Origin of the sequence: Streptomyces nidicola, assembly GCF_050106155.1 — a bacterium.
Classification (GTDB): Bacteria; Actinomycetota; Actinomycetes; order Streptomycetales; family Streptomycetaceae; genus Streptomyces.
Map to the genome: position 1 here is coordinate 888,636 of NZ_JBNBPI010000001.1, position 16,803 is coordinate 905,438.

Annotated in this window: 19 protein-coding genes; 6 read left to right on the forward strand and 13 right to left on the reverse strand. The window is 71.7% G+C overall.

Annotated elements, in window-relative coordinates; all coding sequences use genetic code 11:
* Nucleotides 1-41: 41 nt before the first annotated feature.
* A complete protein-coding gene (locus ACOKM3_RS04185; protein WP_426896995.1) occupies nucleotides 42-491 on the reverse strand; it encodes a DsbA family protein in 450 nt (149 codons plus the stop codon).
* A 44-nt stretch (nucleotides 492-535) separates the two neighbouring features.
* Between ACOKM3_RS04185 and ACOKM3_RS04190 the strand changes: the two genes are divergently transcribed.
* Nucleotides 536-934 (forward strand): PPOX class F420-dependent oxidoreductase, encoded by a 399-nt coding sequence (locus tag ACOKM3_RS04190; RefSeq protein ID WP_426896997.1) that lies wholly within the window; start codon nucleotides 536-538, stop codon nucleotides 932-934.
* Nucleotides 935-980: 46 nt separating this feature from the next.
* On the opposite strand, the gene ACOKM3_RS04195 is transcribed toward ACOKM3_RS04190, so the two are convergent.
* The 8 genes from ACOKM3_RS04195 to ACOKM3_RS04230 form a co-directional block, all read right to left on the reverse strand.
* Nucleotides 981-2,273, reverse strand: a complete 1,293-nt coding sequence (locus ACOKM3_RS04195) for an MFS transporter (RefSeq protein ID WP_426896999.1) — start codon at nucleotides 2,271-2,273, stop codon at nucleotides 981-983.
* Nucleotides 2,270-2,797 (reverse strand): glycine-rich domain-containing protein, encoded by a 528-nt coding sequence (locus tag ACOKM3_RS04200; RefSeq protein WP_426906698.1) that lies wholly within the window; start codon nucleotides 2,795-2,797, stop codon nucleotides 2,270-2,272. The genes ACOKM3_RS04195 and ACOKM3_RS04200 overlap by 4 nt, the downstream gene beginning before the upstream one ends.
* 128 nt (nucleotides 2,798-2,925) lie before the next feature.
* Nucleotides 2,926-4,221, reverse strand: coding sequence for a phenylacetate--CoA ligase family protein (locus tag ACOKM3_RS04205; protein WP_426897001.1), 1,296 nt, complete (start codon nucleotides 4,219-4,221; stop codon nucleotides 2,926-2,928).
* A gap of 188 nt (nucleotides 4,222-4,409) precedes the next feature.
* Complete coding sequence (locus ACOKM3_RS04210; protein ID WP_266717401.1) at nucleotides 4,410-4,562, reverse strand: hypothetical protein; 153 nt, start codon at nucleotides 4,560-4,562, stop codon at nucleotides 4,410-4,412.
* Between the two features lie 192 nt (nucleotides 4,563-4,754).
* On the reverse strand, nucleotides 4,755-5,585 hold the full coding sequence (locus ACOKM3_RS04215; RefSeq protein WP_426897003.1) for an alpha/beta fold hydrolase: 831 nt from the start codon (nucleotides 5,583-5,585) through the stop codon (nucleotides 4,755-4,757).
* Between the two features lie 101 nt (nucleotides 5,586-5,686).
* Complete coding sequence (locus ACOKM3_RS04220; RefSeq protein ID WP_426897005.1) at nucleotides 5,687-6,586, reverse strand: NADP-dependent oxidoreductase; 900 nt, start codon at nucleotides 6,584-6,586, stop codon at nucleotides 5,687-5,689.
* Nucleotides 6,583-7,050 carry a hypothetical protein gene (locus ACOKM3_RS04225; protein ID WP_426897006.1) on the reverse strand — a complete coding sequence of 156 codons (468 nt, stop codon included), beginning with the start codon at nucleotides 7,048-7,050 and terminating at the stop codon, nucleotides 6,583-6,585. Before ACOKM3_RS04225 ends, ACOKM3_RS04220 begins: the two co-directional genes overlap by 4 nt.
* 31 nt (nucleotides 7,051-7,081) lie before the next feature.
* A complete protein-coding gene (locus ACOKM3_RS04230) occupies nucleotides 7,082-7,513 on the reverse strand; it encodes a winged helix-turn-helix transcriptional regulator (RefSeq protein WP_426897008.1) in 432 nt (143 codons plus the stop codon).
* Between the two features lie 159 nt (nucleotides 7,514-7,672).
* On the opposite strand from ACOKM3_RS04230, the gene ACOKM3_RS04235 reads away from it, so the two are divergent.
* Complete coding sequence (locus ACOKM3_RS04235) at nucleotides 7,673-8,524, forward strand: alpha/beta fold hydrolase (protein WP_426897010.1); 852 nt, start codon at nucleotides 7,673-7,675, stop codon at nucleotides 8,522-8,524.
* A 5-nt stretch (nucleotides 8,525-8,529) separates the two neighbouring features.
* On the opposite strand, the gene ACOKM3_RS04240 is transcribed toward ACOKM3_RS04235, so the two are convergent.
* Both ACOKM3_RS04240 and ACOKM3_RS04245 read right to left on the reverse strand, forming a co-directional pair.
* On the reverse strand, nucleotides 8,530-9,417 hold the full coding sequence (locus ACOKM3_RS04240) for an NAD(P)-dependent oxidoreductase (protein WP_426897012.1): 888 nt from the start codon (nucleotides 9,415-9,417) through the stop codon (nucleotides 8,530-8,532).
* Nucleotides 9,414-10,340: an NAD(P)-dependent oxidoreductase gene (locus ACOKM3_RS04245; RefSeq protein ID WP_426897014.1), complete on the reverse strand. Its 927-nt coding sequence runs from the start codon at nucleotides 10,338-10,340 to the stop codon at nucleotides 9,414-9,416. The genes ACOKM3_RS04240 and ACOKM3_RS04245 overlap by 4 nt, the downstream gene beginning before the upstream one ends.
* 113 nt (nucleotides 10,341-10,453) lie before the next feature.
* On the opposite strand from ACOKM3_RS04245, the gene ACOKM3_RS04250 reads away from it, so the two are divergent.
* On the forward strand, nucleotides 10,454-10,834 hold the full coding sequence (locus ACOKM3_RS04250; RefSeq protein ID WP_426897016.1) for a winged helix-turn-helix transcriptional regulator: 381 nt from the start codon (nucleotides 10,454-10,456) through the stop codon (nucleotides 10,832-10,834).
* Between the two features lie 43 nt (nucleotides 10,835-10,877).
* Here the strand turns inward: ACOKM3_RS04250 and ACOKM3_RS04255 are convergent, their stop codons facing one another.
* Together ACOKM3_RS04255 and ACOKM3_RS04260 are read right to left on the reverse strand one after the other, a co-directional pair.
* Nucleotides 10,878-11,903 (reverse strand): GDP-mannose 4,6-dehydratase, encoded by a 1,026-nt coding sequence (locus ACOKM3_RS04255; protein ID WP_426897018.1) that lies wholly within the window; start codon nucleotides 11,901-11,903, stop codon nucleotides 10,878-10,880.
* Nucleotides 11,900-13,093: a UDP-N-acetylglucosamine--N-acetylmuramyl-(pentapeptide) pyrophosphoryl-undecaprenol N-acetylglucosamine transferase gene (locus ACOKM3_RS04260; protein WP_426897020.1), complete on the reverse strand. Its 1,194-nt coding sequence runs from the start codon at nucleotides 13,091-13,093 to the stop codon at nucleotides 11,900-11,902. The genes ACOKM3_RS04255 and ACOKM3_RS04260 overlap by 4 nt, the downstream gene beginning before the upstream one ends.
* Nucleotides 13,094-13,156: 63 nt before the next feature.
* Here ACOKM3_RS04260 and ACOKM3_RS04265 point away from each other — a divergent pair, with 63 nt between their 5' ends.
* The 3 genes from ACOKM3_RS04265 to ACOKM3_RS04275 all read left to right on the forward strand — a co-directional run bounded on the left by ACOKM3_RS04265 (nucleotide 13,157) and on the right by ACOKM3_RS04275 (nucleotide 16,715).
* A complete protein-coding gene (locus tag ACOKM3_RS04265) occupies nucleotides 13,157-13,864 on the forward strand; it encodes a response regulator transcription factor (RefSeq protein WP_426897022.1) in 708 nt (235 codons plus the stop codon).
* An 86-nt stretch (nucleotides 13,865-13,950) separates the two neighbouring features.
* Entirely contained in the window at nucleotides 13,951-15,315 is a 1,365-nt protein-coding gene (locus ACOKM3_RS04270) for a sensor histidine kinase (protein ID WP_426906699.1), read from the forward strand.
* Between the two features lie 215 nt (nucleotides 15,316-15,530).
* Nucleotides 15,531-16,715 (forward strand): IS701 family transposase, encoded by a 1,185-nt coding sequence (locus tag ACOKM3_RS04275; RefSeq protein ID WP_426897024.1) that lies wholly within the window; start codon nucleotides 15,531-15,533, stop codon nucleotides 16,713-16,715.
* Nucleotides 16,716-16,803 lie beyond the last annotated feature (88 nt).

Genomic DNA, 16,803 nt, shown 5'->3' on the forward strand with positions numbered 1-16,803 from the left:
CGCCGAACCGGGACGGCACGGGACCGGCAGATCAGCAATGCTCAGTTCGCCGGTCCCGGCCCCTGATCGGGACCTCCGAGTGCGACGAGCACCATCCCGACCATGTCCCGGTCGAACATGTTCTCGCGCAAGTCGTCCGGCACCAGGGTGTCGTTCACGAAGAACGTCGGGGTTCCGGGCGCCCCGACGGACTCGTACGCCCGCTGTGACGCGCCCACGAACTCACGGTATTTCATGGTGCGCACCGCGGAGTCGAATTCCTTGCCGCGCAGGCCTTTCACCTGAGAGGCCATACGCAGCAGAAAGGCGTCGGTGTACCCATCGACGGATTCCTGCGGCTGGTGGGCGAACAGGACGTCGTGGAATTCGATGAACTTCCCCCGGTCCAAGGCGGCCCGCAAGGCATTGGCGGCCCGCTCGGCCCCGGACCCGCCGAGCCGGTCGTCGAGACCTTCGCTGTCCGCTTGGGCCGCCCGCCCACATCCGGGCAAGCAGCAGACCAACCCCGGTTGACACATGCCGGTACCGTCCCCCTGTGACCTCACTCGACCCCGCCACGCTCGCCGCGCTCCAGCGCGCCCGCTATGTCAGTCTCACCACGTACCGCAAGGACGGCACGCCGAGAGCCACTCCGGTCTGGCATGCCATGGACGGTGACCGGCTCTGTGTGCGCAGCGCGGCCGATGCCTGGAAGGTGAAGCGGCTGCGTCGCGACTCCCGGGCCGAGGTCGCCGTGTGCGACGTCCGCGGCCGCGTCGCCCCGGACGCCGTACGGATCACGGGGACCGGCCGGGTGCTGGACGAGGAGGGGACGAAGAAGGCGGGTGCGCTGCTGCGCCAGAAGTACGTGATGGCGCGCATCGGCGACTGGTACTCCGCGATCTCGGGGCGACACCGCCGGCATCCCGTCATCGGGCTCGAGATCACCTTCTAGCCGGGTCCGGTCTGCCTGATCCGAACGACAGACCCAGATCCTGTCTTCACGCTCCCGCCTTCCCGGTGACTCCCGACTCGCGGGCTCCGCGGTGCCGCAGCAGGGTCAGCGGGACGAGGAGTACGGCCAGGAGGCCGCCGCCCAGGCCCAGGGCGGGGAAGCCGGCGCCGGCGACCACCGCGCCGGAGGCCGCCCCGCCCGTGGCGCCCGCGAGGGAGATGCCGACGTCGACGAGGCCCTGGGTGCGGGCCCGGGTGGCCACGGGGAGCGCGTCCGTGATGAGGGCGGTGCCGCTGACGAGGCCGAAGTTCCAGCCGAGGCCCAGCAGAACCAGGGCCGTGGCGAGGGCGGCGACGGAGTGCGGCGGCGCCAGGGCGGCGAGCGCACCCGCCGCGAGCAGCGTCGTCCCGGAGGCCGCGGCCAGCCACAGCCGTCCGATGCGGTCGACAAGGAGTCCCGTGAGCGGGGACGGCAGGTACATGGCGCCCACGTGCAGGGCGATGACCAGGCCCGTGGCCTGGGTACCGTGCCCGTGGGCCTGCATGTGGACCGGCGTCATCGTCATGACAGCGATCATCACGAGCTGGGTGAGGACCATGACGGCGGTGCCGGTGGCCAGACCGCGGGCAGCGTCCGTACGCCCTGTCCTCCCGGTGGCCGGCACCCCCTCCGCGGCCTCTTCCGCGGCCGCTCGCTCGCGCGCGAGCAGCAGCGGGTCGGGGCGCAGGAGGACGGCCAGGGCCAGCGAGGCCGCACCGTACGCGGCCGTGGCGAGCAGGAAGGGGCCCGCGAGGCGCGGGATACCCCAAGAGTGCGCCCAATTGCCCGTCGCGTGGACGAGGTTGGGGCCGATGACCGCCCCGAACGTCGTCGCGAACAGGACCGTGCTGACCGCCCGGCCGCGCCGCGCGGGCGAGGCGAGGTCGGCCCCTGCGTACCGGGCGAGGAGATTGGCGGCCGTGCCCGCGCCGTACACCAGCAGCGAGACGAACAGCAGGGGCACGCTGTCCGCGACCGCGGCGAGCACGACGCCGAGGCTGCCGACCGCACCCGTCCCGTACCCCAGGGCGAGCCCGGGGCGCCGGCCCCACCGCTGGCAGAGCCGCCCGATGCCCACCGAACCGAGCGCGGCGCCCCCGGTGAACAACGCGCTGGGCAGCCCGGCAAGACCCGTGGAGCCCAGCATCTGCTCGGCGAGCAACGCCCCCACGGTGATGCCTGCGGCGAGGCCCGCCCCGCTCAGGGCCTGACAGAGGACGAGGACGCTCAACACCCGCCGCTGCGCGGGGTGTTCGGGCGTCGGCCGTACGGCCTGCGGGGACCGTGCCGCAGAGGTCACGCCGCGCCGATCGGCTCGGCGGGGACGCTCGGCGCCATCGGTTCGAGCGCCGAGATCTCGTCCAGCGACATGTCCATGTGCTGGTGCAGGTAGCGCACGATGGTCCAGTGCGGCAGCGCCCCCTCGTCGAAGGACCCGAACTCCCGGCAGTAAAGCGGGATCCAGCGCAGCGCCTCCTCGGCGGCCCGCTCACGGCCGGGCTCGGCCTGGTAGTCCTCGTAGGCGATGCTGCGGTGGTGGATGAAGTACCGACCCGGCAGGCGCTCCTCGCACAGGGCGACGTACTCGCGAGTCTGCAGGATCAGGTAGTGCCAGATCTCGTCGATGGCCTGCTCGACGGGGAGGAAGAGGCCACTGAGCCGCTCGCGGTACTTCGAGACGAGGTAGAGGTAGCGGAGGCACTCGGTGACCTGCCGCTCCACATAGGCGCGTTCCTCGCCGGCCTCCTTCACGAAGTACGCGACCACCTCGCCGTGCAGGCCGTGCCCGAGCAGTTCGCGCAGGTCCTCGGCGGTGACGGTCACGGTGCGCGCCTCGTGCTGGTCGTGCTGGTCGTGCTGGTTGGCCGTGTTGTTCTGGTCGTTCACGTCGTTCCCCTCAAGTGCTTCACCGGTACGTCCCGGACTTCGCCGCCCCGCATGGCCGCGGCCCCTCAACTCCTCGCCAGCCACGCGTACTTGCCGGATGCGCCGATGGGGATGTGGTCCCGGTGTTCGACGCGACAGGCGCGCCCGGTCAGCGCGGAGACGGAGCGCCCCAGCGCTTCGGACTCGTCCGTGCCGAGCGGCTTGCCGTCGAAGGTGGTGCAGCGGAGCACGGCCGTCTGCGACCCGACTCCATCCAACTCACCCTGGGGCAGCAGCAGTTGGTGCACGAAGATACGGGGCGCGGCGGCGCCGACCCGCTCGTCCAGGTCGCCCGCCGCGACGGGCCCGTCCGGACCGTCGAGGAGCTCCTTCTCCCGGCCGCAGAACGAGACGATCTTCTCGGGGTCCGCCGAACCGTCCCGCGTACGGGCGCAGTCGCCGGAGCGGTAGCGGACCAGCGGCATGTGCGGGTTGCGGACACTGGTGACAATGAGGGAGTAGAGGGTGCTGCCCGGGGCGACGGGGAGGAGCTCGACGCTCATCCCCTCCAGGTACGGGCGGTAGCTGCCGTTGCGGTCGCTGTAGAAGAGGTAGCCGAGCTCGGTGCTGCCGAAGAGGTCGACGACCGGGCAGTCGAACCGGCTCTCCAGGAAGCGGCGCACGTTCCGCGGCGTGTACTCGTATGCCGTGATGATGCTCGCCGGTCGCGGGAACGCCTCCGGGTCCTCCCACAGTCCGGCATCCTCGGTGTGGCGCACGAGGTGCGCCAGGTGGTAGCCGGAGCAGTCCAGGTGGTAGCGGCCCTCGGGGTGCGAGGCGGCGATCTCGCGCAACTCGCCGAGCATGCGCTCGACATCGGAACGCTCCCACAGCGCGGGGTCGAGCCGCAGGTTGAGGTAGACGGTGCGCTCGTCCAACCGCCGGTCCTCGAGGGAGGGTTCGGCATCCGGGGCACCCCCGTCGCCTCCCTCACCACCATCCTGCCCGCCGCGCTTCTTCGCGTTGACGCGGGCCACGTGTTCGGTCGCCAGGACGGTGGTGAGGGAGGCGCGTCGGCAGCCATCCCGCCAGGTGTGCGCGATGTCGGGGTGCTCGCTCCACAGCCGGTAGTAGGAGCGGAGCAGGAAGTACGGAGGGCGGATGAGCTGCATCCGCGCGTGGTTGGTGCCGGTGGACAGGACGTACTCCGCCTCGCCGGCCGCGAGCGCGGCCTCCAGTCGCGGCGTCATCCAGTTGTCCGGGAACCCGCGGGCGATCTCGGGCTTCTCCAGCACGGGGAAGTGGCCACGCGCGACGGAGTCGCGGTAGATCGGTATGTCCTTGACCTGCTCTATGACGTCGGCCGTCGGCTGACCGTCCATGGTCGTCCTCGGAGGGTCGGGAACGTGTGGGGGGTGGGGCTGGGCGCTCGCTGTCGCCCGTACGCCGCCCGGAGGCGGGCCGCGGCCGGCCCTGTCGGTCCGTACGCGGCCCGCCCGGGGGACCACCGCTGTCACCTGGTCCGGTGTTCAGCCGCGGCCCGTGATCATGCGACCGGGTGCGCCCTGCTTCAGGAGATGCAGCCGGTCTTCGGGGCGGCGCTGATGCAGCCCGCCTTGGGGGCCGCACTGATGCAGCCGTCCTTGGCGGCCGTCGCCGAGTTGGCGGCGACCCAGCCCTGCCAGTTGGCGTCCTGGGCCATCTTCTTGACGAGCTTCTCCATGTCGACCTCCGCAATTGGTGGGGACAGCGGTACGACCAAGATCCGTACCGCCCGGCCGAGCGTAAAAGTGACCCCAAGGAAATGTCAAAGGTCGGTAAAGTGAACTGGTCAACGACTGGGTGAAATTGGCTCGAACTGATCGTTAACGGGCCGGTGCCCCAGCCGCGTCACCAACGCGTCAGAACAGCGCACCTAGGGCCTCAGCACCTCCCGCAGCCGCTCCGCGAACTCCTTGGGTAGTTCGATGAATCCGCCGTGGTCGCCCGGGAATTCGACCGGAGCAGTTGCGAGGCGTTCGGCCAGCGCCCTGGATGTACGGGCCGTGATCAGGCCCGCCGAAGCGGTGCCGATGCCGACCACGACGCGGGTCTGAGGCGCCGTCAGCGCCGCGATGTCGGGTACGTGGCGGATGGTGCCCCGCAGCTCGTGGCCGAAGAAGCGGGCGCTGTTGGCGAGTTCCTGTTCCGAGGGCTCTGAGGGCTCCGACGGCTCCCCGGACGGCGGCTCCGGCGCCGCGTCCTCGCCGCCGACGTCGAACCCGGCGTTGGCCATGAACTTCATCCACGCCGCGCCCACCCCCTCCCGGTGGAAGGTCTCGACGATGTCGTCGGCCGCGGCGCGCTGCTCCGCGGCGTCGGGGAGCAGCTCCAGCAGCGGCGGCTCGTGCGCGACGAGCGTGCGCACCCGCCCGGGGTGCCGCGCGACGAGGGCGAGCCCGGTGACCGCCCCGCCGCTGCTGCCGAACACGTCGGCCGAGTCCGCGCCGAGGGCGTCCAGGAGCGCGGCGACGTCGTCCGCCCGCAGTTCGGGGGTGGAGTCCTGCCCGGGGTCGTCGAGGGGGCTGCCGGAGATGCCCCGCGGGTCGTGGGTGACGACGGTGTGGTCGCTCGCGAGCGCGTCGGCCAGCGGACCGAACGCCTCCGCGTCCATCGGCGATCCCATGACCAGCAACAGCGGTCCTGCGCCACGGACTTCGTAGTGCAGACGTGCACCGGCGACGTCGAGGGTGTGGGTGGTGGTCACGGGTCGTCCTTCCCTGGGCGGTCGTCCCGCGATCGCGGTGACGCAGGGAGGACTCCGGCCGGGAGGAAACCTCATCGCCCGAATCGCCCGAACGGCGAACGTCAGACCAGGAGGACGAGCTTCCCGCGTACCTGGCCGGATTCCCCGACCCGGTGCGCCTCGGCGACGTCGGCCAACGGGAAGGCCCGGCCGACGGGGAGCGTGAACCGGCCCGCGGCGATCAACTCGGCCACCTGACCCAGCGCGTAGACCGCGCGGCCGGAGTCCCCACGGCTGAAGCGCACACCGTGCCGCTGCGCCCCCTCGAAGTCCGCGACGGTGATGACACGGTCCGCGCCGCCGGCGAGGTCGATCAGCTCAGGCAGGATCCCGCTGCCGGCGACGTCCAGCGCCAGGTCGACGCCGTTCGGCGCGAGGGCCCGGACCCGGTCGGTCATGCCGTCCCCGTACGCGACGGGTTCCGCGCCGAGTTCGCGGAGCCGGTCATGGGTGGCGGGGCTGCCGGTGCCGATCACCCGCGCACCGCGGGCGACGGCGAGTTGGACGGCGGCGCTGCCGACGCTGCCCGACGCCCCGCTGATGAGGAGCGTGCCGCCGCCGCGGACGCCGAGCTGGTCGAGGGCTCTCGCCGCGGTCTCGACCGAGGAGGGCAGGGCCGCGGCGTCGGCGAAGTCCAGCGACGCGGGGATGGCCGCCCATGCGGACAGTACGGCCCGCTCCGCCTGCGCGGCGCCGTCACCGCCGAACCCGAACACCCGGTCTCCGACGGCGACATCCACGACCCCGTCCCCGATCTCGTCGACGACCCCGGCGGCTTCGTACCCCATCGTCTGGGGCAACTCCTGGTCCATCAGACCCTGCCGCTTCATCCAGTCGCCGGCGTTCACCCCGGCGGCGCGCACCGCGATCCGGATCTCCCCTGCTCCCGGATGCGGATCGGGGAGCTCGACGATCTCCAGCACCTCGGGACCGCCGAACCGACTGAACTGCGCTGCCTTCATGGCGTGTTCCGTTCCTGAACGTTGCGGGCGAGCCAAGGGCTGAGCGCACTGGGCAGGATGAGCTCTTTGTAGGTGTCGTCACCGGGCAGCGGCACGATCAGCCACACGGCAGGAGGGAACCGCCTTCGCTTGACGTGGGCCAGGCCGCCGTAGACGGACCGCAGGAACGCCGGGACGGCGTCTCGGGGGATGTCGTCGAAGTCGACGTTCTCGACCGTGATCTTCGCGTCGTCGTCCGGGAAGATCCGGACGGACACCGCGGGAGAGCCCCCGAGGTCGATGTACGCCTCGTGCGGCAGCGTGCCGTCCGGGTCGAGGACGGTGAAGACCCCGGCAGAGGTGCGGCGGGACGTCTGGTCGGCGCCGATGTCCTCGGTGACGGACACCTCGAGGTCGTACTCCCGGGCAACCTCGCGCACCGCGACCACAGCCGCCTCGGTACTCGCCAGATGCGGATGTCTCATGGCCCCGATGATGCCTCACGGGTGCCGGTGGCTAACCGGGCGACGACTCGTCGGCGAGCTGGTTGTTGCGGTCGATCTCCGGCATGTGCGTCTCGGCCCAGACCCGCAGCGCGGAGAGCGGTCCTTCGAGGGACAGGCCGAGCTCGGTGAGCCGGTAGTGGACAGCGGGCGGCACAGTGGGTTCCACGCGGCGCGCGACCAGGCCGTCGCGGGCCAGGTTCTGCAGGGTGACGGAGAGCATCTTCTGCGAGATGCCGGGGGCGAGGCGCCGCAGCTCCGCGAAGCGGATCTCGCCCGGAGCCCGCTCGGCCAGCACCTTGACCACCATGGACGTCCACTTGGTGCCGATGCGGTCGAGCAAGCGGCGGGTCGGGCAGAGCGGATCCAGCAGGTCACCGCGCACACCGCGCTCACCGCTCCCACTGCGCCGCTGTTCGCGTCCGCCGGATCTCGACGTGGTCACCTGGGGCTCACCACCTGAAGGGAAAGTGCCGTCTTGGGCGGATCAGGCTAGTTCCCTACCGTGAGGTTGTCACCATTCCTCACCACCTCGGACCACCCCTCCCCGGTCCTCACCACCCCGGACCGCCCCTCCCGGCCCTCACCCCCTTGGAGTCCCTCCGTGCCCGAGCTCCGACGCGTCTCCGTCAACGGTGTCGAACTCAACGTCGCCCTCGCCGGTTCGGGACCTGCCGTCCTGCTGCTGCACGGCTTCCCGCACACCTGGGAGCTGTGGACGGACGTCATGGCCGACCTGTCCGACCGCCACCGCGTCATCGCACCGGACCTGCGCGGGTTCGGAGCGAGCTGCAGGGCCGAATCCGGTTACGACGCGGGCACCCTGGCGGAGGACGCCGCCGGGCTTCTCGGTGCGCTCGGTGTGTCCTCGGCCGCGGTGGTGGGCATCGACGCCGGCACCCCGCCGGCGTTCCTCCTCGCCCTGCGCCGCCCCGACCTCGTCCGCCGCCTGGTCGTCATGGAGTCCCTGCTGGGCGGGCTGCCCGGCGCCGAGGACTTCCTCGCCGGCGGTCCGCCGTGGTGGTTCGGCTTCCACTCCGCGGCGCCCGGTCTGGCCGAGACCGTACTGGAGGGCCATGAAGCCGAATACGTCGACTGGTTCCTGCACGCCGGCACCCTCGGCGAGGGGGTGCGCCCCGCCGTCAGGGATGCCTTCGTCCGCGCGTACACCGGCCGTCAGGCGCTGAGTTGCGCGTTCTCGTACTACCGGGCCATGCCTGAAAGCGCGGCGCAGATCGAGGACGCGGTGGCCACGGCCCGCCTGACGGTGCCGACGATGGCGCTCGGCGCGCAGCCGGTCGGCCCGGCACTGGAACGCCAACTCCGCCCGGTCACCGACGAACTCACCGGGCACCTCATCGAGGACTGCGGCCACATCATCCCGCTGCACCGGCCGAACGCCCTGCTCGCTCTGCTGCGTCCGTTCCTGGCCGGCGAGGAGCCCACTGGCCGTTGACCCGACTACGCCTTCGTTCGCGGGGCCCGGATGCCGTCGACGATGCGGGTCCAGTTCTCCTTCCCGTGGCCGTCGGCGATCGCGCGGCGGTAGTGCGCCTGGACGGCGCGGGGAAGGGCGAGGTCGACCCCGGCGGTCTCGCTGGCGTCGGCGATGTGGTCCGCGGTCGCGCCCATCATGGTCACCGTGCTCAGGTGGCCCGGGTGCTCACCGGCGTCGATCTGCGCGCCGATGTCCCCGCCGGCCTCGATCATGGCCGCGATGCCGGTCAGCGTCGACATCAGCTCCGGGACCGCCTCCGCCGCGGACATCCCGGCCGAGCCGAGCAGCGCGGTGGCGTGCAGCAGCGCCGACAGGCTCGTCAGGAACACGTCGAGGTGTGCGAGGTACATCAGCTGCGCCAGGCCCGCGTCCTCGCCGAGATGGCGCGGGGCTCCGATGCGGGCCAGCGCCGGGCGGTGCGCCTCGAGGACCTCGGGCGGTCCGCTGTAGTACACGTACGCCGCATCGGTCCCCACCATCTCCGCGGGCACCATCACCCCGCCGGTCAGGAACTTCGCCCCGTGCGACGCCGCCCAGGCCGCGGCCTCGCGGGCCCGGTCGGGGGTGTCCGAGCTCAGGTTGACGATCGTGCGTCCTGCCAGCGCCGCGGTCGCGCCGCCGAGGATGTCGTACATCGCCTGGTAGTCGGTGAGGCTGAGGATCACCAGTTCGCTCGCGGCGACCGCGTCGCCGGGCGAGGCGGCCAGAGTGGCGCCTTCGGACACGAGGCCGTCGGCGCGGGCCGCGGTGCGGTTCCAGACGGTCACGGGGTGGCCGTCCGCGAGCAGCGCCCGGACCATGGCCCGGCCCATCGGACCGAGACCGATCAGGGTGACGGGGGTGGGACTCATGCTGCGGTTCCTTCCTCGGGGCGGGCGGTTGGGCGGGTGGTGGCGCGCAGGCTCTCGTAGATCCGCGCGAACCCCTCCCGGCCGTGGCCCGCGTCGATCTGTCGGCTGATCAGCGCCTGCACCATGGCGATCGGGGCGGGGTCGACGTCCTCCTCCTCGCTGGCCCGCACGATGTGCGACAGGTCGGAGAAGTCCAGGCTCTGCTGTCCGGCGACGGTGTAATCGCCGCCGTCGACGACCTCCGCGAAGCCGGCGAGCCCCTGGGCCATGGCGACCAGGAAGGGGCCCTGCCGGGCGGCGAATTCGGACGCGCTCATCCCCATGGGGGCGACCATCGCCGCACCGTGGAGGAAGCCCGCGAACATCTGGTACATCCCCGACAGCATCGCCAGGTCCACCAGAGACGCCCGGCCGGCGTCCTCGCCGTGGAACTCGCTCGTGGCCCAGATGTCGAGGGTCGGCCGGAGGGTGTCGTACGCGGTCCGTGAGCCGCTGTAGAAGATCTGGCCCTCACGGGTTCCGATCATGGCGGGTACGGCCATGATGGCGCCGTCGAGGTAGGTGATGCCGAACTCGGCCGCCCAGGCGGCGAGTTGGCGGGACTCGTTCGGTGTGGTGGTCGTGACGTTGAGCAGGGTGCGACCGCGCAGCTCGCCGGCGACCGGGCCGAGGGTGTCCCGGACCGAGTCGTACTTGAGCAGGCAGGCGACGACGACCGGGCTCGCCGTCACGGCCTCGCGGACCGAGTCCGCGCCGCGGGCTCCGCGGGTCGTCGACTCTGCGGCACGGTCAGGGGTTCGGTTCCAGACGGTCACGGAACGGCCGGCGTCGAGCAGCGCGGCCGCCAGCGCGCTGCCCATCGCGCCGAGGCCGAGCATGCTGACGTCGGTCAACTGGACTGGTTTTCTTGTGGGTTCGGACACGACGACCATGCTGCGCAGGGCGGTATCGTCGCGGAAGTACCCACTATTTACTGCGGTACTTACCTTTATGTAAGCAAGCTTTGTGAGCAAGCAGAGACCGGAGGCTGCAGGACATGGCGAAGGCGCCCCGCAACGGCCCTTATATCTGCGGCATCGACGCCGCACTCGACGTCGTCAGCGGAAAGTGGAAGGGCCTCGTCCTCTGGGAGCTGCACGCGCACGGCGTCCGGCGCTTCGCCGAACTGCGCCGTGCGCTGACGGGCGTGAGCGAGAAGATGCTGACCCAGCATCTGCGCCAGATGGAAGAGGACGGCCTCGTGCTCCGCACGGTGTACGCACAGGTGCCGCCGAAGGTGGAGTACTCGCTGACCGAGTCGGGCGCGGCACTCAACGAGGCGCTGCTGCCGCTCGGAGAGTGGGGCCGTGACCGGATCCGCCACCGTGGCCTCAGTGTCGTCCCGGCCCCCGGCACTTCGGCGTCGGCCGCCTCCTGACCTGCCGGCCGGACCTGGCGTCGGCCGTCTCCCGATCCGTCGGTCAGACCTGGTAGCGGTCGGCCGCGAACAGGTGCGGGTTCTCCGCGACCCAGTCGGAGGTGCGGCGCAGTCCCTCGTCCAGCGTGACCTCCGGCTCCCACCCAGCCCAATCCCGGGCGCGGGAGTTGTCGGACAGCAGGCGGTGCACCTCGCTGCCCGAGGGGCGCAGCCGGCTCCGGTCGACGACGACCTCGGCGTCCCGGCCCGAGGCGTTGATCAGTGCCTTGGCGAGGTCCCCGATGGCGATCTCCTGGCCGGTGCCGAGGTTGACGCTGTGGCCCAGGGCCGCGTCGCAGGCGGCCATGGCCAGGAAGCCGCGCGCGGTGTCGGTGACGTAGGTGAAGTCCCGCGTGGGCGTGAGGGAGCCGAGCTTGATCTGACGTCGCCCGGCGTGCAGTTGGGCGAGGATGGTGGGGATGACGGCGCGGGCCGACTGCCGGGGGCCGTACGTGTTGAACGGGCGCACCACCGTCACCGGCAGCTCGAAGGCGTGCCAGTGCGACAGGGCCATCATGTCCGCGCCGATCTTCGAGGCGGAGTACGGGGACTGCGGCTGGAGCGGGTGGGCCTCGCTGATCGGGGCGGTGAGGGCGGTGCCGTAGACCTCGCTCGTGGAGGTGTGGACCAGGCGGCGCACCTGGTGCCTGCGGCAGGCCTCGGCCACGTTCTCGGTGCCGACGACGTTGGTCTGCACGTACGCGCCGGGCGAGTCGTAGCTGTAGGGGATGCCGATGAGCGCGGCGAGGTGGAAGACGGTGTCGCAGCCCTCGAGGGCGTCCATGACCCGGCCCGCGTCCCGGACGTCACCGGCGATCATCTCGACGGGGCCGTTGGTGGCGCCGAGGTAGGGGGCGAGGTTGCCCTTTTCGCCGTACGGCTTGTAGTGGACGAAGGCGCGGACCTTCGCCCCGCGGGCGACGAGGAGGTCGACGAGGGTGGAACCGATGAAACCTTCGGCTCCGGTGACGAGCACGGTGCGGCCGGTCCAGTCGAAGTCGGCGGCAGCGGCGCGGGTGTTGGTGGTCATATGGCGATCTCCGTGTGAGGTGTGGGAAGGGTGGTGGGGTGGGTGCTGGGGCGGCCGGCCAGGCGCAGGACGTGGGCGGCCAGCAGGTCGGCCGCCTGCCCGTGCCGGCCGGGGTGCGCGGCGGCCGACATGGCGGGCAGCCGGGACGGTTCGGCCAGCAGTGGCTCGACGAGAGCGGCCAGGGCTGCGGCGTCCGTGTCCGCGTCGGGCAGCAGGAGTCCCGCGCCGACGTCGGTGAGGACCCGCGCGTTGTGGGTCTGGTGGTCACCCGGCGCATAGGGGTAGGGCACCAGGACGGCGGGGGTGCGGGTGGCGGCGAGTTCGGCGACGGTCGCGGAACCGGCACGGCAGACGGCCAGGTCGGCGGCCGCGTACGCCAGGTCCATGCGGTCGAGGTAGGGCACGGCGGTCGCCACGCGGTCCGCGCCGGTCTCGACGAGCCGTCGGCGGATGTCCTCCAGCGCGGCGGGGCCTGTCTTGATCAGCAGGTGGACGCCGGTGCGGTCCTGCCAGCGGCGGGCGAGGTCGGCGGCGGCCGCGGTGAGCCGGGCGGCGCCGAGGCTGCCCCCGTTGACCAGCAGGAGCCGTCCGTGGGCGGGGACCCCCAGGGCCCGCCGGGCGTCGTCGCGCAGCCGGGGCCGGTCCAGCGCGGCGAGTTCCGAGGCGATCGGCATGCCCACGACGTCGGCGTGCCGGCTGCCGGCGAGATGCGCCCGGCTCTCCTCGAAGGCCAGCGTGATCTGGTCGGTGAGCAGGGCGGCGAAGCGGTTGGCCCGCCCGGGCACCGCGTTGGATTCGTGGATGACGCTGGGCAGCCCGGCCATCCGCGCCCCTACGATCACCGGGGCGCTCGGGTACCCGCCCATGCCGACGGCGACCTGTGCCCGCTGCGCACGCAGCACCGACTTGGCCTGGGCGCCGGACTTGACCAGCGCGGCGGGCAGCAGGAACCGCCGGGCACCGAGCGACGGATCGAAGGGGATCATGTCGACGGTGTGCAGGCGGTAACCGGCCTCCGGGATGAGCCGGGTCTCCAGGCCGCGCTCGGTGCCGACGAAGGAGATCTCGGCGTCGGGCACGGCCCGCCGCAGCGCGTCCGCGAGCGCGAGCCCCGGGTAGATGTGTCCGCCCGTGCCGCCCGCGCCGATCACCACCGACAGCCGGCCATGGGATGTTCGCTGTGTCCTCATGGCCGACACACTGCTGACGCGCTCTAAGAATGTTCTAAGACCAGGTTTTGGCAGGCTGTTCCCATGAACGCGGCTGACGGGTGCACGAGCGCACCGAAGGTTCTGGTGGTGGACGACGAGCCGGAGGTGCGGTACGCCGTCGAGGACGGACTCGCGGTCGAGGGCTACGAAGTACGCGGGGCGGAGGACGGCCTCGCGGCGCTCTCGGCCCTCGCCGCCTGGGAGCCGGACGCCATGGTGCTCGACGTCATGCTCCCGGGCATGGACGGCCTCGCGGTCTGCCGCCGCCTGCGGGCGCTCGGCGATCGCACGCCGGTCCTGGTGCTCACGGCGCTGGGCTCGGTGAGCGAGCGGGTGGACGGTCTGGAGGCGGGGGCCGACGACTACCTGGTCAAACCGTTCGCGCTCGACGAGCTGGTGGCACGGATCCGGGCGCTGCTGCGGCGCAGCGCCGCGCCCGAGGAGTCGGCGACGACGCTGGGCTTCGCCGACCTCGTCGTCGACCCGGCCAGCCGCAGCGGGCGGCGCGGGACACGCGTCATCGAGTTCAGCCGCACCGAGTTCTCCCTGCTCGAGCTGCTGCTGCGCCACCCCGGGCAGGTACTCCCCCGCGAGACGATCATGGAGCGGGTGTGGGGCCGCGACTTCGGCCCCGACTCCAACTCCCTCGCCGTCTACGTCGGGTATCTGCGCCGCAAACTGGAGGCCGACGGCGAACCACGGCTCGTCCACACGGCACACGGCATCGGCTACCGGCTGGACCTGGCGTGAGCACTGAACCCCAGAGCACCGAACCCCAGAGCACGGAACCGCGGGCCCGGCCGCTACCGAAGGGCGGGCGCAGACATGCCCGCTGGATGCGCCGCCGCCCCCTGCGCACCCGGCTGACCCTCGCCGCCTCCGCGGCGGTGGCCGCCGTGGCCGTCGGCCTGTGCGCCGGCAGCTTCGTGGTGATCCGCCATCAGCTGCTGCACCAGCTCGACCTGCACCTGACACAGTCCGCTCGGCTTGCCACCCAGCAGTACGGCCACGAGCCCTCGGGTGTCGTGCAGGGACAGTGCCGCTACCTCGCGGCCCCGGCCTGCGCGCAGCTGGTCCCCGCGCGGCCGGACGACGACCCGGCGCAGCCGTACCTGCTCCCGGTCACCCACTCCACACGCGAGGTGGCCTCCGGCGAACGGGGGCCGTACTACAGCGAGTTGAGGCTGGCCGGCCACCGGGCGAGGATGCTCACGACACCGCTGCCCGAGGGGCGCGCCCTCCAAGTCGCCATGCGGGCCGACACCGTGGACCGGGGTGTGCGTCAGGCCGCGGTGCTGCTCGGCGGCATGGGCGTGGCCGGTGTGCTACTGGCCGGCGCCCTGGGCGCCTGGGTCTCGCGTACGGGACTCGCGCCGGTCGGCCGGCTCACCGCCACGGCCGAACGCATCGCCGCCACGCGCGACGCCCGGCACCGCATCGAGCTGCCGCCGGAACGCGCGGGCCAGGACGACGAGATCACCCGGCTCGCCGCCTCCTTCAACACCATGCTCGACGAGTTGGAGAAGTCCATCGGCGCGCAGCGCCGTCTGGTCGCCGACGCCTCCCACGAACTGCGCACCCCGCTGACCGCGCTGCGCACCAACGCCGAGCTGTTGACCAGGAGTTCACGCCTCAGCGACGCCCAGCGCGAGCGCGCGGCCGGGGCGCTGAGCCGCCAACTGCGCGAGGTCACTCTCCTCGTCAACGACCTCGTCGAGCTGGCCCGGAACGAGGAACCGGACCCGCTGATCGAGGAGGTGCGTCTCGCGGACATCGTGACGCACACCGTCGAGACGGCGCGCGGCCACTGGCCGGCCACCCCGCTCACCCTGTCGATCGCCCCCGAGGCAGGCACCGCCACCGTCGCAGGTGTGCCGGCTCGGCTGTCACGCCTTCTGTCGAGCCTGCTGGACAACGCGGCCAAGTTCAGCCCGCCGGGCCGCCCTGTCGAGGTCACGCTCACCTCCGTGTCGGACACCCTGGAGCTGACCGTCCGCGACCACGGCCCCGGCATCTCCGAACAGGACCTGCCCTACGTCTTCGACCGCTTCTACCGCGCCCGCAGCGCCCGCGCCCTGCCCGGGTCAGGACTCGGCCTCGCCATGGCCCGCCAGATCGCGCACGCCCACCACGCCGCCCTCGTCGCCGAACCCGCGCCCGGCGGCGGCGCCCAGTTCCGCCTCACGATTCCGCGGGCCTAGGGTCTGTCGTTTGGATCAGGCCGGATCAGGGAGCGGGGTCTGGTGCGTGCGATCGCAAGGCGGAGGAGGGAGGCGACGCGGAGCGTCGTCGACCGACGACAACGCCGCGAGCGTGCGTGCCAGGGCCCGCGAGCCCGGCCTGATCCAAACGACAGGCCCTAGTACTGCAACGGTGCTTGCTGTGACTGGTGGCCAGGTTGGTCGTTGGTGTGGTTATGGGTGGGGACCTCACTGATGTCAGGTTGTGGGCGGGTGAACTGGAAGCTGTGCATGGGCGGTTCGTGCACCGTTTCAGCAGGTCGGAGCCTCGGGAGTCGGCACTGGCCTATATGCGGGGCTTGATCGCTCCCTTGCAGCGGAAGAACGGCTGGACGCTGGCAGAGGAGGCCGGCCACGCAGGTCCGGACCGCATCCACCGGATGCTGAACCGGATCGAGTGGGATGCCGATGAGGTCCTCGATGACGTGCGTCAGTACGTGGTCGACAACCTCGGTAGCCGGGACGCGGTCCTGGTCGTGGACGACACGGGCTTCTTGAAGAAGGGGACGCGGTCGGCCGGGGTACAGCGGCAGTACTCCGGCACCGCCGGGCGAACGGAGAACTGCCAGGTCGGCGTCTTCCTCGCCTATGCAACCGACCGCGGGCGGACACTGATCGACCGGCGTCTGTATCTGCCGACCTCCTGGACCGACGGCCGCGCAAGGTGCCGCCGGGCCGGCATCACTGATGAGGTCGTCTTCGAGACGAAGGTGGCCATGGCCAAGGCAATGGTCCGCCGCGCCATCGCGGACCAGATCCCGTTCCGGTGGGTGACCGGGGATGCCGCCTACGGGTTCAGCAAAGGCTGGAGGTCGGAGCTGGAACGGGCGGGCGTCTTCCACGTCATGGCCACCACCCGGCACGACACCGTGGTCACCCGCTGGGCACTCGACCATCCCGTCCACGAGCTGTTCAACGGCCTTGCCCGGCAGAAATGGAAGCGCCGTTCCTGCGGCAGCGGGGCTCACGGCCCGCGGATCTACGACTGGGCACGCGTCGAGGTCCGGCCCTGGCACCGGCCCGACCGCCGCCACTGGGTCATCGCCCGCCGCAGCGTTGCCCGCCCGCAGGAGATCTCCTACTACATCGCCTACTGCCCCGCCGAGACCACGCTTGATGAGCTGATCCGCGTCGCGGGCAGCCGGTGGGCCATCGAGGAATGCTTCCAAAGCGCCAAGCAGGAATGCGGTCTGGACGACTACCAAGTTCGCCGCTACCCCGGCTGGCACCGCCACATGACCCTCGCCATGGCCGCCCACGCCTGCCTCACCGTTCTGCGAGCCCGGGAGCTGGATGCCGGGAAAGCAGAAACGGATCCTCCCAGCTCATCCACCTCAGCCTCGCCGAGATACGACGGCTGATCAGCCGGCTCACCGACCGCCGGCCCAGACCCGTCGAGCACATCCTCCACTGGTCGACCTGGCGACGCCGTCGACAACACCAGGCCCG